Raw genomic sequence first — 14,901 nt, forward strand, 5'->3', positions numbered from 1 at the left:
CATGCCCACTCCTGCGAACCCTTCTGCGAACACGGCCCGTGCCGCGAATGCCGCCGGAGGGTGGCGCAGGCTGCTTCCCGGTTCGCTGTTCTATCGGGTAACGCTGATCATCGTGGTGGGCCTGGCGGTTGCGCAACTGCTCACTTTTGCCGCAATCCGCTACGAGCGGAACATTGCGCTGCGCGAGCTGATGATGATCGGGATCGAGCGCGACATTGCGAGCTCGGTCGCCATTCTCGACCGCCTCCCCGCGGCCGAGCGTGCAGGCTGGCTCGACCGGCTGGAGCGGCGCAACTACCGCTTTGTGCTGGGCGGCAGTGCAGAAGGCCGCGAGCCCGAATCGCCGGCTTCGCGCCAGTTTGCCGCCGCCATCGTCGAAGCGATGCGCCCCTTCGAGATCGTGAAAGTTGGAGAGGTGGCGTGGCCGCCCGAGGGGCTGCAGATCCAGGTGCGGCTGGGCGACGGGTCTTCGGTCGTGGTTCATGCCATGCGCGTGGGCATGCCTGTGTCGGGCTGGGTGATGTGGCTGCTTGTGGTGCAGCTGCTGGTGCTGGCCGTTTGCGCGTGGTATGCGGTAAGGCTGGTCACACGGCCGCTCGCGCAGCTGTCTGCCGCGGCCGACGAGCTCGGCCCCGACCTCAAAGGCCAGGCGCTCGCGGAAGACGGGCCCAGCGAGGTTGCGCATGCGGCGCGCGCCTTCAACGCCATGCAGCAGCGCATTGCCGGCTACATGGCGGAGCGCGTCGAGATTCTGGCGGCCATTTCGCATGACCTGCAGACCCCCATCACGCGCATGCGCCTTCGCACCGACCTGATGGACAACGAGCACGACCGCGAGAAGTTCCGGCAAGACCTGGACGCCATGAACTTGCTCGTGCGTGAGGGCGTTACCTACGCACGCACGCTTCATGGCGCAACCGAGCCGCCGCTGCGCATCGACGCCGACGCGCTGCTCGAGAGCATGGTGGCCGACTACGAAGACGTGGGCCAGCAGGTGCGGCTCGAAGGCAAGGCCGGCGCGCCCATCGTGAGCCGCCCCAATGCGCTGCGCAGGATCTTGATGAACCTGATCGACAACGCGCTGAAGTTTGGCACCGACGTGCGCCTGCAGGTGCATGCCGAAGGCGGCAGGCTGGTGGTTGCCGTGCTCGACAACGGACCGGGCATTCCGCCCGACGAACTCGAGGCGGTGCTCAAGCCCTTCTACCGCGTCGAGAGCTCGCGCAACCGCAGCACCGGCGGCACGGGGCTGGGCCTGGCCATTGCGCACCAGCTCGCAATGGCCATGGGCGCCGAGCTCACGCTGGACAACCGCCCCGAAGGCGGGCTGGAAGCCCGGCTCACGCTGGGCACCGCGCCTGTGCACTGAACACATCCTTTAACGGACGAACCGAATCATGCTCATCCTCCTCATCGCCTACCTGGGCGGGGTGCTCACCATATTGAGCCCCTGCATCTTGCCGGTGCTGCCCTTCGTGTTCGCACGCGCCGACCGCCCGTTTCGCTCGCACGGCCTGCCGATGCTGCTGGGCATGGCGCTGGCGTTTGCGGCCGTTGCCACGCTGGCAGCGGTGGGCGGCGGCTGGATCGTCACGCTCAACGAGTACGGGCGCTATGCCGCCATTGCAATGCTCGCGCTCTTCGGCGTCACGCTGATGTTTCCGGGCATTGCCGACCGCATGAGCCGGCCCCTGGTGGCGCTGGGTGTGCGCATGTCCGAGACGCAAGGCAATGCGATGCCGGGCTCGGTGTTCTCGCCGCTCATGCTGGGTGTGGGCACGGGCCTGCTCTGGGCCCCGTGCGCGGGCCCGATCCTCGGCCTCATCCTGACCGGAGCGGCGCTCAATGGCGCAAGCGTTGGCACCTCGCTGCTGCTGCTCGCCTACGCTGCCGGCGCCTGCACGTCGCTGGCGGCCGCTTTGCTGTTCGGCGGGCGCGTGTTCTCGGTCATGAAACGGTCGCTGCACACCGGCGAGTGGGTGCGGCGCGCCGCCGGCGGGGCCGTGCTGGTGGGCGTGGGCGCCATCGCGATGGGGCTGGACACCGGCTTGCTCGCGCGCCTCTCGGTCGGCACCACGTCGGCGCTGGAGCAGGCGCTGGTCGACAAGATCAAGCCCGGCAAGCCGCACGCGGAGCCGGTTGCCGCGCAGGAGGAAGCAGGCTTGCTGCGGGTGTCCGACAACCGCACGGCAACTGCGCCCCCGCGCCAACTCGCGGTCGAAGGCAACTTTCCTTCGCTTGCCGGCGCCACCGAATGGATCAACTCCCCGCCGCTCACGCCGCAGGCGCTGCGCGGCAAGGTGGTGCTGGTCGACTTCTGGACCTATTCGTGCATCAACTGCCTGCGCACGCTGCCCTACCTCAACGCATGGGCGGAAAAGTACAAGGACGCGGGCCTCGTGGTGCTCGGCGTGCATACGCCGGAGTTCGCTTTCGAAAAGCGTTCGGCCAATGTGCGCAGGGCCACCAAGGACCTGGGCATCGGCTTTCCGGTGGCCACGGACAACGACTTCGCAGTCTGGCGTGCGTTCGAAAACAATGCCTGGCCGGCGTTCTACTTCATCGACGCCGAGGGGCGCATTCGCCACCATCAGCTGGGCGAGGGCCGGTACGACAAGGCCGAGCAGGTCATCCAGCAGCTGCTGGCCGAGGCGGGGCAGGCCCGCATTCCGGCGGGGCTGGTCGCGCCTACGGGGCAGGGTACCCAGGCGCAACCTGGCCTGGAGCCCGCCTTGTCCGGCGAAACCTACCTGGGCCACGAGCGCGCGCACGGTTTTGCCTCGCCGGGAGGCGTGGTGCGAGATCATTCAAAGGTCTACCAGGCGGCTTCTGCGCTGCGAACCAACCAGTGGGCGCTGGCCGGCGACTGGACAGTGGAGGCCGAGCGCGCAGTGCTCAACAGTGCCAACGGCCGCATCGCCTATCGCTTTCAGGCGCGCGACCTGCACCTGGTGCTCGGCCCGGCGGCCAACGGCAAGCCGGTGCGCTTCAGGGTGCTGGTAGACGGCAAGCCGCCTCTTGCGGATCACGGTGCCGATACGGACGCGCAGGGCTACGGTGTAGTCGATGCGCAGAAGCTCTATCAACTGGTGCGCCAGTCCGCCAATGGGACCAGCGGGAAAGACAGGCTGTTCGAGATCGAGTTTCTCGATGCGGGCGCACAGGCCTACGCGTTCACCTTCGGCTGAGCGCTGACGCGGCTCGGGGCGGCTGGCGAAAGAGCGAAACGGGCAAAAGGACTTTTACGCCGCCCAGGCGGTCAAGGAGAGCCGCCGCAGCATGTCCGTCTGGCGCGACTCTTCAGCGTCCCGCAGGCTCTTGGCTGCACGGGCGGCCACGTAGGCTACGTACATCGTCTCGATGGCCTTGCCCCATTCGTGCATCTTTTGAGAAACCGCGTTGGTCGACGTTGCCGACGGGTCTTCCGCAGGGCAGGCGGGAACCTCGAAACCTGCTTTGCTGAGGATGGTGGCTTTCTGAAAAATGGTGAGCATGGGGCTGGCCTCTGGAATATGGGCATCAGATTAGCCATCGCGCAAGAGGCGTGCCATCAGCCGCTTGACGTATGTGTTTGTCAGTAAATGGCTATCCATCCCGGCAAACAGCCGCGGTTTTCTAGGCCTTAAGCCTTAGGCTGGTGTCGATTGGGCGTGCCGCCACACCAGCGTGGCGGCCGTCAGGTCTTCGAGCGCACTGCCCACCGCCTTGAACACGGTGCGCTCGTCGCTGCCGGTGCGGCCGGCACGCTCGCCCCGGCAGAGTGCGGAGAGCGTGCCCTGCACCTCATCGGCGCGCAGCGTGCCGGCAGCCATTGCGTCGAGCAGCTCGCCCGCTTTCTGCAATGCCTCGGTGGTGTCGATGAAGGTGCGGGCGCCCGCGAAGCAGCGGGCATCGGCCTCGCGCATGGCGGGAGTGAAGCTGCCGATCAGGTCCAGGTGCGAGCCCCGACTCATCCATTCGCCGCGCACCAGCGGCTGGGTTGCGAGCGTGGCGCAGCTCACGATGTCGGCTTGCCGTACGGCTGCTTCGAGCCCCGTAACGGCGCGGGCGTTGAAGCCCTCTGCGCGCCACTGCGCGGCCAGTGCCTCGGCGCCTTCGGGCCGGTGGTTCCACACTTGCACCTCGTCGATGGCCCTCACGCTCGCATGCGCAGCAGGCAGCAACCTGGCGATGCGGCCGGTGCCAACCACCAGAAGCCGGTGCGCATCGGGCCGCGCCAGAAGCGAGGCGCCCAGCGCCGACGCAGCCGCCGTGCGGCGCGCGGTGAGCTCGTTGCCATCCATCATCGCGAGCGGCACGCCGGTGTGCGCGTCGTACAGCACATAAGTCGCATGCAGGCCGGGCAGGCCACGCGCACCGTTGCCCGGAAAGACATTGATGGTCTTGATGCCGAGAAACCCCGCATCGCTCCACGCCGGCATGATGAGCACGGTGCCCTTGTTTCCGCCGGCCGTCTCGATGCTGTGCACATGGCGCGGCGGCACCTGCGCCTCGGCCGCGAAGGCGACGCGCAGCGAGGGTACGAGACGTGCAAAACCCAGCGGCTCGCGGGTGGCGGTTTCGTCGAAGTGCTTCATGGTTGCCGTGCTTGCAGCGCGGCGTCGAAGAATTCGGCCAATGCGCGCTCGCCATTTTCGGCGGAGGATAGCTCAGCCCGCGGCAATGCGGCTCCATTCGAGGCCGTGCTTGGCAAGGTACTTTCGCAGGCGATCGGCATCGTTCACCACGCTGCGCTGCGCGCGCGACGCCTGGAAAAGCTGCCGCCCCGCATCAGACAGGCTGCGCGAATCACGGCACACACGCACCACCGCCTCCAGCTGCAGCCGGTCGAACAGGTCGAGCGCAGCCGCGCGCTCGTCGCCCAGCAGCGCATCGAGGTCCACATCCGCAGCGCCGCCGCTCGGGCCTTTGGGGCCTTCGCGGTTCCACAGCCACCGAAGCCGCGCAATCTCGGCTTCGACCAGCGCGACCGGAATGCGCCCGCCGTCCGCCAGCGTGGCCAGCCGCGTCACGCTGGCCGACAGGTCGCGAAAGTTGCCGCACCACAGCGCCTCGGCGCTTTGCGCAAACCGCAGGTAGGCGGCGCGGGCCTCGGCGTTGAAGCGCACCACGCGGTTGTTTTCGGCCGCGTGAATGGCCAGCAGGTGGTCGATGTTGGGTTCGATGTCCTCCGGCCGCTTTGCCAGGCCAGGCAGGTCGTAGGTCCAGAGGTTGATGCGCGCGAACAGGTCTTCGCGAAAACGCCCGCCGGCCACGTCGCTGCGCAGGTCGCGGTTGGTGCCGGCAATGAGCTGGAAGTCGCTCTCCACCTCCTTGTCGGCGCCTACGGGAAAGAAGCGCTTCTCTTCGATGGCCTTGAGCAGCATGGCCTGTTCATCGAGCCCGAGCTCGCCGATTTCGTCGAGGAACAGCGCGCCCTGGTGCGCCGTGCGCAGCAGGCCCGCCCGCTCGCCCGCCGCGCCGGTGAATGCGCCCTTCTTGTGGCCGAACAATGTGGACGCGGCGCCGTCGCCGCGCAGCGTGGCGCAGTTCACCTCCACGAACGGTCCCGTCATCTGGTGACGCGCCTGCTTCAGTTCGAACATGCGCCGCGCCAAAAAGGATTTGCCCGCGCCGGTCGGCCCCACCAGCAATATGGGTGCGCGCGAGCGCACCGCCACGCGTTCGATCTCGTCGATGAGCGCATTGAAGCGCGCATTGCGCGTGGCGATGCCGCTTTTCAAAAATGCCACGGCATCGCGCTGCTCGGCATCGAAGCGGCGCGCAATCGCGTCGTAGCGCGACAGGTCGAGGTCGATCAGCGCCACGTCGCCCGGGTTGCCCGCGCGCTGCCGCTTGGGCGGCGAGGTTTGCGCCAGCACACCCGGTATCACCCGCGATTCGGCCAGCAGGAACATGCAGATCTGCGCCACGTGCGTGCCGGTGGTGATGTGCGTCCAGTACTGCTCGCGTTCGGTGTCGAAGGTGTAGGTGCGCGCCCAGTCGTAGAGGCGCGCGTACACCTCGCCGAAGTCCCACGGGTCAGCAAGGTCGAGCGGCACCAGATTGACTGTGGTCTCGGGCGACACGGTGGCAATGTCGGCCTTGACCACCTCGGCCAGCGCCTTGTGCTTGAGCGTGTAGAGCAGCTCCATGCGCGAGATGACCATGTCCTCGTGCTGCGCGAGCGAGACGGTGGGGCGCCACTTCTCCCAGCGGCCGGTGCCTTGCCCGGCATCGAGCTGGGTGCCGAGAAAGCCGATGACGACGATGGATTTCTTCATGCTTGGATAAATGACTATCCAAAATTATAAGAACTGCCGTCCTTTTTAGCCTGCGGGATTAGGCGTGGGCAGCAGGAGATCGGAAAAATACCTTGTAAATCAACAACTTAACCTTGTTTGGCGCTACGAAGCTGCTGACTGGCATACCCGTTGCAATAAGGAGCACAAATCCAAGAAAACGAACGAACAAAAAGAACTGCACAAGGAGAAGTCACATGGCCAACCTTCAACTCTTCCAGACCCTACGCGGCGCGCTGCTGCCTTCGGCCAACACGCTCAACGAAGCGGGTGGCGCGGCCTACGTGCTGTCGCCCAAGCACCAGCTGGCGCAGCTCGCGGCCACCGGTTGCCTCAACAGCACCTTCTATGCGCAAGCTCAGGACCAGCTCGACACCGTGCTGGCCCTCGCCCGCGAGGTCGATCCGCTGTTCGTCGCCAAGACGGCCGTGTACGCGCGCCGCGCCGGCCACATGAAGGACATGCCCGCGCTGCTGGCTGCCACGCTGGCCGTGCGCGACGTGGCACTGCTTGCCAAGGTGTTCGGCCACGTGGTCGACAACGGCAAGATGCTGCGCAACTTCGTGCAAATGCTGCGTTCCGGCGCGGTGGGCCGCAAGTCGCTTGGTACGCGTCCGAAGAAGCTCGTGCAGCAATGGCTGCTCGAAGCAACCGAGGCGCAGCTGCTGAACGCCGCCGTGGGCAACACGCCGTCGTTGGCCGATGTGGTGAAGATGGCTCACCCAAAGCCCGCCGAAGCCTGGCGCGCCGCATGGTTCGCATGGCTCATCGATCGTCCGTATGCGCTGGAGGCGCTGCCTCCGCTAACGCAGGCTTTCGAACGCTTCAAGCGCGACCGTACGCAGCCGTTGCCCGACGTTCCGTTCCAGATGCTGACCGCGCTGGAGCTGGACGCGCAGGCCTGGGCGCAGATCGCGCAACGTGGATCGTGGCAGATGGTGCGTCAGAACCTGAACACCTTTGCGCGCCACGGCGTGTTCGAACTGCCCGGCCTCGCCGAAGCGGTGGCTGCCAAGCTGCGCGACCCGCAGGCCGTGGCCAAGGCGCGGGTGCTGCCGTACCAGCTGATGGCGGCCTACACCGCAACCGGCGCCGAGGTGCCGCATGTGGTGAAGGACGCGCTGCAAGACGCGATGGAACTCGCGCTGGCCAACGTGCCGGTGTTCGAGGGCCGCGTGGTGGTGTGCCCCGACGTGTCGGGCTCCATGAGCTCGCCGGTGACGGGCCACCGCGGTTCTGCGACCTCGGCGGTGCGCTGCATCGACGTGGCCGCGCTGATGGCTGCCGCCGTGCTGCGCCGCAATGCGGATGCGCGTGTGCTGCCTTTTGAAACGAAGGTGGTGCCGCTCGAGCTGAATCCACGCGATTCGGTGATGACCAACGCAGCCAAACTGGCAGCGGTGGGTGGCGGCGGTACCTCGTGCAGCGCGCCGCTGGCGCTGCTGAACAAGGAGAAGGCGCAGGCGGACCTGGTGGTGCTGGTGTCGGACAACGAGTCGTGGGCCGACCGTGCACGTGGCCGGGGTACGGCCACCATGCAGGAGTGGGAGGCGTTCAAGCAGCGCAACCCCAAGGCGCGGCTGGTGTGCATCGACATCCAGCCCTATGCGACCACCCAGGCGCAGGAGCGCGGCGATGTGCTGAACATCGGCGGCTTCAGCGACGAAGTGTTCAAGCTGCTGGCGGTGTATGCCGCGGGCGGCCTGGGCGCCGAGCACTGGGTGGGTGTGATCGAAGAGACTTCGATCTGAGAGAAGAAAAAAGAGAGAGAAGGGCGCCGCAGGCTTCGGCCCGTGGTGCCCGGCTCGAAATGAATTGAACGTCGTCGTTCGGCGAATGCAGATGCGAGTACATCCACCATGTTCTTCCTCGCATCGATTGTTGGTCGCCGAACGGGGATGAGGTTTTTTGCAGCGAATGCTGGCGGAACTACAGACTCTTAATCTCGTGGTCGCGGGTTCGAATCCCGTCGGTCGAAAGACCGTAGCTCAGTGGTAGAGCACGAACGTTTCGCCGATTTTTGTCGCTGTTTTTTTATGGCAAGTGCGGATATCGAATCCGGCGCTTGAATCGCACAGTCGTGAAGAATGGATAGAGAGAGAAAAATGGAACAGAACTACAAACTGCACAAGGTAGCCAACGGCGTCCCCGTAAAAATGTGGACGAACGGCGTGCCGGTGGAAGACGAGGCGCAAAAGCAGCTCGAGAACGCGGCGCGCCTGCCCATCGTGTTCAAGCACATCGCGGCCATGCCCGACGTGCATTACGGCATCGGCGCGACCGTGGGTTCGGTGATCCCGACCTTCAAGGCGATCATCCCCGCCGCGGTGGGCGTGGATATCGGCTGCGGAATGATGGCCTGCAAGACCACGCTCAACGCGCGCGACCTGCCCGACAACCTGGGCCCGCTGCGTTCCGCAATCGAGAAGGCCGTGCCGCACGGATCGAACCCCAAGCGCATGGGCCGCGACAAGGGCTCGTGGGAAACGCCGCCCGACGAAACCGATGCGGCGTGGGCCAAGCTGGTGGACGAGTTCGGTCTGATCTGCGAGGACTACCCGCGCCTGAAGAACACCAACAACCACAAGCACCTGGGCACGCTGGGTACCGGCAACCACTTCATCGAGGTGTGTCTCGACGAGGCGGGCGCGGTGTGGTTCATGCTGCACTCGGGTTCGCGCGGGGTGGGCAATGCCATTGGCACGCACTTCATCGAGCTTGCGAAGAAAGACGCCGAGCTGCACCAGCGCAACCTGCCCGACCAGGACCTGGCGTACTTCGAAGAAGGTGCCAAGTACTTCGGCGACTACGTGCGCGCGGTGGGCTGGGCCCAGAAGTTTGCGCGTGCCAACCGCGAAGTGATGATGCAGCGCGTGGTCGCGGCCGCGCGCAAGGTCATTGCCAAGCCGTTCGAGGCGCATGTGGAAGCGGTGAACTGCCACCACAACTACGTGAGCCGCGAAACGCACTTCGGCGAAGACGTGCTCGTTACGCGCAAGGGCGCGGTGAGCGCGAAGGCCGGCGAGCTCGGGATCATTCCAGGCAGCATGGGAGCCAAGAGCTACATCGTGCGCGGCAAGGGCAACCCCGAGAGCTTCATGAGCTGCAGCCACGGCGCGGGCCGAAAGATGAGCCGCACCAAGGCGAAGAAGCTCTTCACCATCGCAGACCAGATCGCCGCGACCGAGGGTGTTGAATGCCGCAAGGACGCCGATGTGATCGACGAGATTCCGATGGCCTACAAGGACATCGACGCGGTGATGGAGGCGCAGAAGGACCTGGTGGAGGTGGTCTACACGCTAAAGCAGGTGGTTTGCGTGAAGGGTTAGAAGCCCGCGCTGTTCTCAGGACTGGGCGCGGTCGTGTGCAACGGCAATCGAGTAACGAACAATGAAAAGCAACAAGCAACGCCGCGCCGAAATCAAGGCGCACCGCCTCCAGCGCGCAGCCGCGCTGAAGGCACAACTGCGCACACAGGACGCCCGTCAACTCGCGGCGGGCGGCCTCGTGCCTGGCATGGTCATGGCCGACAAGTCGCGGCTTGCGCACTACAACACCACCTTTGGCGAGGTGCCGGATTTCTATCTCGACCAGGCGTTTACCTGCCGCGATTGCGGCGCCGAGGAAGTGTGGACGGCGAAGCAGCAGAAGTGGTGGCACGAAGTGGCGCAAGGCTCGGTGTATAGCCAGGCGGTTCGATGCCGCGCATGCCGACAGGCCCGTCGCGCCCTGCGCGATGCGGCGCTTCGGAACGAAGGCGCCAACCTGTTGGGCGAGGAGGTAGGCCGGCTGCGTGCGCTCGCCATGCAAAAGCCCACTGCTGAAGCGCTCGCGCAAGTGGAGGCTGCCCTGCAAAGCAAGTGGCGCAGCCTGCGCGTGGTCGCCATCGACGTCATGGGACAGTGGGGCGGCGCCGAACAGATTGCGCAACTGGAGGCTCTGGTGGCCGCGCGCCCAAGCGGGCAGAACCATCGTGTTTGGGAGCGTGAAGCTGCGGACGCTGCAGCCAAGGCGCTTCGCCGTCTGGCGGAGCCACGGCAATGATGTTGAAGCTCACCTTCCTGGGCACGTCCTCTGGTGTGCCCACGCGCGAGCGCAACGTCTCCGGCTTGGCGGTGCAGACCGTGCTCGGCCCCGACTGGTTCCTTGTCGATTGCGGCGAGGGCACGCAGCACCGGCTGCAGCAGACGCGGCTGTCCATGCACGACATGGCGGCTGTCTGCATCACGCACGTGCACGGCGACCATTGCTACGGGCTGCCGGGCCTGCTCGCGAGCGCCGGCATGGGTAAGCGCGCCAGGCCGCTGAAGCTGATTGCGCCGCTGCCGGTGTGGCAGTGGTTCGAAGCCACGCGCCGGTTGACGGACCTGCATCTGCCTTACGAGGTGGAGCATGTGGATCTCGACGCAAAGGCCCTGGTGTACGAAGGCCCGGGTCTTCGCATCGAGCGCCACGTGTTGCGGCACCGTGTGCCCAGCCATGCTTACCGCGTGCAGGTCGAAACCCGGCGCGTGCGGCTGAAGGCCGAGGCCTTGCGAGCCGCCGGCCTGCCGCCCGGCCCCGCATGGCGCGCGCTGCAGAACGGGGAGGATGTGCCCTTCGACGGAGCGGTGCTTCGCAGCGCAGATTTTGCGGAGACGCAAGTCGACACGGCAAGCGCGGTGCTTGGGGGAGACAACGCCGAGCCCGGTCTGCTGCGCGCCGCTTGCCAGGGGGCGCAGCTGCTGGTGCACGAGGCCACCTACACGCAAGAGGCGCTCGACAAGGTGGGGCCCGGCCCCATGCACAGTTCGGCGCGTCTCCTGGCCGAGTTTGCGCAATCTGCCGAAGTGCCGAACCTGGTGCTGACGCACCTGAGCCCGCGCCACCAGAACAACGAAGGCATGGCCGCTCTGATGGCGGAAACCCGGGCCCATTACAAAGGCAACGCGTTCCTGGCCAACGACCTGGATATTTTTGAACTCGACAGCACTGGCAAGCTGGCTGTCACCCGTGCCCGACCGGATGAATGAAAGAGCCGGCGACAAGAAGAAGTTTTCATGAGCAACAAAGAAAAAGAATTCCTGCGCTCGGCGCACCCCATCGATCCCGCCATGCGCGCGCAGGTCATGGACGCCCTGCGCGACATCGAAGCACGCCATGACGTGGCGGTACTGTTCGCATGCGAATCGGGCAGTCGCGGCTGGGGCTTTGCCTCGCCCGACAGCGACTACGACGTGCGCTTCATCTACGTGAACCGCCTACCGTGGTATCTCACCGTCACGCCGCGGCGCGACGTGATCGAACTGCCGATCAGCGGCGACCTCGATGTGAATGGATGGGACCTGCGCAAGGCGCTGGGGCTCATGCGCGAGTCGAACCCCACGCTGCTCGAATGGCTGCGCTCGCCGGTGGTGTACCGCGAAGACGAAGCGGCCATGCCGCGTTTTCGTGCGCTCTCCGAGGCGGTGTTTTCCAACGCGCGCGGCTGGCATCACTACACGTCGATGGCAAAGAAAAATTTCCGCGAGCACCTGCAGGCGGACGAGGTGCGCTACAAGAAATACCTCTACGTGCTGCGCCCGCTGCTGGCCGCGCGATGGATTCGCACGCAACGCGGCGTGCCGCCGATGCGCTTTGCCGACCTGGCGCAGAAAACGCTCGACCCCGTGCGCGATGCCGCGCTGGTCGAAGAAATCAACGCGCTGCTCGAAGTGAAGATGCGCGCCGGAGAAGCCGCGACCAGCCCACGCTGGCCGGGCATTCACGCGTTCATCGAAAGCGAACTGGCCGCCAACGCGGCCGAGCCTGTTACGCCGCTGCCGCAGGCCGATGGCACCGGGCTCGACGCGTTTCTTTGCGAGACCGTGCTGCGTTTCGACGCAGCCGCGGCTGCCGGGAAAGATGGAGGCCGCGCATGCGCATGATCGAACTCGACGGCTCTCAGGGCGAGGGCGGCGGCCAGATCCTGCGCACCAGCCTCGCGCTCTCCGTGGCAACGGGCCAGCCCGTCGCCATCGAGAAGATTCGTGCGGGCCGCGCCAAGCCGGGGCTCATGCGGCAGCATCTCGCCTGCGTCAACGCGGCGGCCGAAATCAGCGGCGCGCAGGTCGAAGGGGCCGAGCTCGGATCGCAGTCGCTGCGGTTCGTGCCTGGGCCGGTGCGCGCGGGCGACTACAGCTTCACGATTGCCAGCGCGGGCAGCTGCATGCTGGTGCTGCAAACGGTGCTGCCGCCGCTGTTGCTGGCCGCCGGGCCAAGCCGCGTGCAACTGCGCGGCGGCACGCACAACCCGATGGCGCCGCCTTTTCACTTCCTGGAGCGAGCCTTTGCACCACTGGTGCGCCGCCTGGGTGCGGACTTTCAACTGGCGCTGCGCCGCTGCGGCTTCTATCCGGCCGGTGGCGGCGAGGTCGACGCGACCATCGTTCCGTCGGCCGACGGGCTGAAGCCCTTCGACCTGGTCGAGCGCGGCGCATTGCTGTCGGGCCACGCCGAGTGCCTGGCGCCGGGGCTCGCACGGCACATTGCCGCGCGCGAACTGGAAACGCTGGGCAAGGCCATGGGCTGGTCGGGCGATCAGCTGCGCGTGGGTACGGCGCGGCAGAACGAAGGGCCGGGCAACGCGCTGCTCGCCACGCTGGCCTACGAGCATGTGACCGAGGTTTTCACGGCCTTCGGCGAAAAGACGCTGAGCGCGGAGCAGGTGGCGCATGCGCTGGTACGCGAACTGCGCGACTTCCAGAAGAGCCAGGCGGCCGTGGGGCCGCACCTGGCCGACCAGTTGGCGCTGCTGCTGGGCCTGGCGACATGGCAAAGCGGCGGTGCGGCCGCCTTCACCTGCAGCGAGGTAACGGAGCACACGCGAACCAACTGCGCGGTGATCGAGCGCTTTCTGCCGGTGCGCTATGCCATCGAAGAAGCCGCTGGCGCGGCCACCGTGTTTGCCAACTACAGGGGCGTTGCCGCGGGCTGAGAGCAGATGACCGACAGCGGCTCCGACCGCCCACGCACCACCAGTGTGTCGACCTGCCCCGCGGCGTGCGCAAGGCCGGCCTGCTGCGCCGCATACAGCGAAACCACGAGCCGCGATGCCGCTGCCTTCGAGTGGTCCTGAAGCCGGCTTGCGGTGTTGACCACTTCGCCTATTGCGGTGAAGGTGGTCGTGTCCAGGTAGCCAACTTCGCCCACTGCGGCGCGGCCTGCGTGCAGGCCCATGCCAAAGTCCAGCCGCTGGCCGAACTGGGCCTCGAAGCCTTCGCTCCACGCATCCATGCGCTCGCCGATGAGCTCGGTCGCGCGCAGCGCCTGCCGGCATGCAGTGGGCAGGTCGGTTTCGAGCCCGAAGATCGCCATCACGCTGTCGCCGATGAACTGGTTGGGCACGCCGCCGCTTTCTCGAACGGCCGCGCCCACCGTTGCAAAGTAGCGGTCGAGCACGTATGCAAGATCGAACGGCCATTGCCGCTCCGACAAGCCGGACCAGCGCCGGAGGTCCACGAACAGAATGGCCACGTCGCGCTCGCGCCCGAAGCTGCTCACCGGCGCGGGGCGGCCTCCGTTGGGCGGCGGCGCAAACAGCGGCGTAACCTCGATGTCGCCACGCGGCCGCAGCTGGCAGGCCAGCCGCACGTCGCCGGGCGCGCGCACACGGTCGAGCGTTCGCTGCTCGTCGCGGCCCGGCTCGCCGATATGTTCAGCGGCGCCGCGCACGCGCACGCGGCAGGTCGAGCAGCGCGCCCGGCCGCCGCACACCGAAAGATGGTCGATGCCGTGCGAGCGGCTTGCTTCGAGCACGCTCCAGCCGCGCGGCACTTGCACCGTCCGGCCGGGGTAGCGCAGCGCCACCGATAAGCCGGGCGACCGGCGTGCGAGCCGGTTGCGCATTCCGAAGGCGACGAGCAGGCAGGCCAGCCCGAGTGCGTAGAAGAGCTTGATGCCGCTCTCTGCGGCGTCCAGCGCGCGGCCCTGGGCCGCAGTTGGCACGGCCGCAGGCGGCACGCCGGTCCACTGGAACTCCCGCCCCATCGAGACGAAGCCCATTGCGGCAGTGAGCGGCAGCACGACCGCGAAGGCCAGCAGCAGATGGGAGAAGCGCCGGTAGCCCGGCCGCGCCCTCAGCGCAAAGTGCATGCCCAGGCAGCCGTGCGTCCATGCGGCGAGCATCATCGTCAGCTGTGCAGCGGCGCCCGGCAGGCTCCACAGCCCCCACACCACGCGCGCATACGAACCCTCGATGCCGTAGGCCTGGTAGGCGCCGCGCATGGCCGTGAGGTGGGCCGCCATCAGCAGCGGCAGCGCAAAGCCCAGCACGATGCGGAGGCCCTCCAGCGGAGGCATGCGCAGGGTGCGGCGCTCCCAGAGTGCGGCCACTGCAAGCGCCAGGTGCGCGGCGGCGGCGCTGTACAGCAGCAGCGTGCCCGGCAGGCTGTGCCAGAACACCTGCACGCCGCGCAGCGCCGTCTCGGCCGCGGCAAAGGAAACGATGCCGAGCGAATGGTTCAGCAGATGCGCCGTCACATAGGCCATCAGCACCAGCCCGCTCGCCCAGCGCAGATTCCGCCGGCTGGGCGGAATCGACAAAGAAGGGGCTTGGGGGGAACGTCTGTCCATGAACGGGTTCGAAGGGCTCCCGAGCATA

12 protein-coding genes are annotated in these 14,901 nt (G+C 66.7%); 8 read left to right on the top strand and 4 right to left on the bottom strand.

Annotation, left to right across the window (positions count from 1 at the left end; translation table 11 throughout):
* The first annotated feature begins 1 nt into the window (after window position 1).
* On the top strand, window positions 2-1,369 hold the full coding sequence (locus J2X67_RS06245; protein ID WP_309951475.1) for an ATP-binding protein: 1,368 nt from the start codon (window positions 2-4) through the stop codon (window positions 1,367-1,369).
* A 28-nt stretch (window positions 1,370-1,397) separates the two neighbouring features.
* Window positions 1,398-3,188, top strand: a complete 1,791-nt coding sequence (locus J2X67_RS06250; RefSeq protein ID WP_309951477.1) for a cytochrome c biogenesis protein DipZ — start codon at window positions 1,398-1,400, stop codon at window positions 3,186-3,188.
* Between the two features lie 54 nt (window positions 3,189-3,242).
* On the opposite strand, the gene J2X67_RS06255 is transcribed toward J2X67_RS06250, so the two are convergent.
* The 3 genes from J2X67_RS06255 to rtcR all read right to left on the bottom strand — a co-directional run bounded on the left by J2X67_RS06255 (window position 3,243) and on the right by rtcR (window position 6,263).
* Entirely contained in the window at window positions 3,243-3,494 is a 252-nt protein-coding gene (locus J2X67_RS06255; RefSeq protein WP_309951479.1) for a hypothetical protein, read from the bottom strand.
* A 135-nt stretch (window positions 3,495-3,629) separates the two neighbouring features.
* A complete protein-coding gene (locus J2X67_RS06260; RefSeq protein WP_309951481.1) occupies window positions 3,630-4,577 on the bottom strand; it encodes an ornithine cyclodeaminase family protein in 948 nt (315 codons plus the stop codon).
* Between the two features lie 72 nt (window positions 4,578-4,649).
* A complete protein-coding gene (gene rtcR, locus J2X67_RS06265) occupies window positions 4,650-6,263 on the bottom strand; it encodes an RNA repair transcriptional activator RtcR (protein ID WP_309951483.1) in 1,614 nt (537 codons plus the stop codon).
* 215 nt (window positions 6,264-6,478) lie between these two features.
* Between rtcR and J2X67_RS06270 the strand changes: the two genes are divergently transcribed.
* The 6 genes from J2X67_RS06270 (at window position 6,479) to rtcA (ending at window position 13,236) form a co-directional block, all read left to right on the top strand.
* Window positions 6,479-8,032: an RNA-binding protein gene (locus J2X67_RS06270; RefSeq protein ID WP_309951485.1), complete on the top strand. Its 1,554-nt coding sequence runs from the start codon at window positions 6,479-6,481 to the stop codon at window positions 8,030-8,032.
* Between the two features lie 354 nt (window positions 8,033-8,386).
* Entirely contained in the window at window positions 8,387-9,610 is a 1,224-nt protein-coding gene (locus tag J2X67_RS06275; protein WP_309951487.1) for an RtcB family protein, read from the top strand.
* A gap of 61 nt (window positions 9,611-9,671) precedes the next feature.
* A complete protein-coding gene (locus tag J2X67_RS06280; RefSeq protein WP_309951488.1) occupies window positions 9,672-10,325 on the top strand; it encodes a zinc-ribbon domain containing protein in 654 nt (217 codons plus the stop codon).
* Complete coding sequence (locus J2X67_RS06285; RefSeq protein WP_309951489.1) at window positions 10,322-11,293, top strand: ribonuclease Z; 972 nt, start codon at window positions 10,322-10,324, stop codon at window positions 11,291-11,293. Before J2X67_RS06280 ends, J2X67_RS06285 begins: the two co-directional genes overlap by 4 nt.
* 27 nt (window positions 11,294-11,320) lie before the next feature.
* Window positions 11,321-12,187 carry a nucleotidyltransferase domain-containing protein gene (locus J2X67_RS06290; RefSeq protein WP_309951491.1) on the top strand — a complete coding sequence of 289 codons (867 nt, stop codon included), beginning with the start codon at window positions 11,321-11,323 and terminating at the stop codon, window positions 12,185-12,187.
* Window positions 12,184-13,236 (top strand): RNA 3'-terminal phosphate cyclase, encoded by a 1,053-nt coding sequence (gene rtcA, locus J2X67_RS06295; protein WP_309951817.1) that lies wholly within the window; start codon window positions 12,184-12,186, stop codon window positions 13,234-13,236. The genes J2X67_RS06290 and rtcA overlap by 4 nt, the downstream gene beginning before the upstream one ends.
* Here the strand turns inward: rtcA and J2X67_RS06300 are convergent.
* Window positions 13,212-14,873, bottom strand: a complete 1,662-nt coding sequence (locus J2X67_RS06300; RefSeq protein WP_309951492.1) for an adenylate/guanylate cyclase domain-containing protein — start codon at window positions 14,871-14,873, stop codon at window positions 13,212-13,214. The two genes, rtcA and J2X67_RS06300, sit on opposite strands and share 25 nt — an antisense overlap.
* Window positions 14,874-14,901: the final 28 nt, after the last annotated feature.

It is taken from the genome of Variovorax sp. 3319, from assembly GCF_031456585.1.
Taxonomy (GTDB): Bacteria; Pseudomonadota; Gammaproteobacteria; order Burkholderiales; family Burkholderiaceae_C; genus Variovorax; species Variovorax paradoxus_P.

Coding starts and splice junctions, on each gene's coding strand:
- J2X67_RS06245 (WP_309951475.1), top strand. CDS start 2: ATGCCCACTCCTGCGAACCCTTCTGCGAACACGGCCCGTGCCGCGAAT.
- J2X67_RS06250 (WP_309951477.1), top strand. CDS start 1,398: ATGCTCATCCTCCTCATCGCCTACCTGGGCGGGGTGCTCACCATATTG.
- J2X67_RS06255 (WP_309951479.1), bottom strand. CDS start 3,494: ATGCTCACCATTTTTCAGAAAGCCACCATCCTCAGCAAAGCAGGTTTC.
- J2X67_RS06260 (WP_309951481.1), bottom strand. CDS start 4,577: ATGAAGCACTTCGACGAAACCGCCACCCGCGAGCCGCTGGGTTTTGCA.
- rtcR (WP_309951483.1), bottom strand. CDS start 6,263: ATGAAGAAATCCATCGTCGTCATCGGCTTTCTCGGCACCCAGCTCGAT.
- J2X67_RS06270 (WP_309951485.1), top strand. CDS start 6,479: ATGGCCAACCTTCAACTCTTCCAGACCCTACGCGGCGCGCTGCTGCCT.
- J2X67_RS06275 (WP_309951487.1), top strand. CDS start 8,387: ATGGAACAGAACTACAAACTGCACAAGGTAGCCAACGGCGTCCCCGTA.
- J2X67_RS06280 (WP_309951488.1), top strand. CDS start 9,672: ATGAAAAGCAACAAGCAACGCCGCGCCGAAATCAAGGCGCACCGCCTC.
- J2X67_RS06285 (WP_309951489.1), top strand. CDS start 10,322: ATGATGTTGAAGCTCACCTTCCTGGGCACGTCCTCTGGTGTGCCCACG.
- J2X67_RS06290 (WP_309951491.1), top strand. CDS start 11,321: ATGAGCAACAAAGAAAAAGAATTCCTGCGCTCGGCGCACCCCATCGAT.
- rtcA (WP_309951817.1), top strand. CDS start 12,184: ATGATCGAACTCGACGGCTCTCAGGGCGAGGGCGGCGGCCAGATCCTG.
- J2X67_RS06300 (WP_309951492.1), bottom strand. CDS start 14,873: ATGGACAGACGTTCCCCCCAAGCCCCTTCTTTGTCGATTCCGCCCAGC.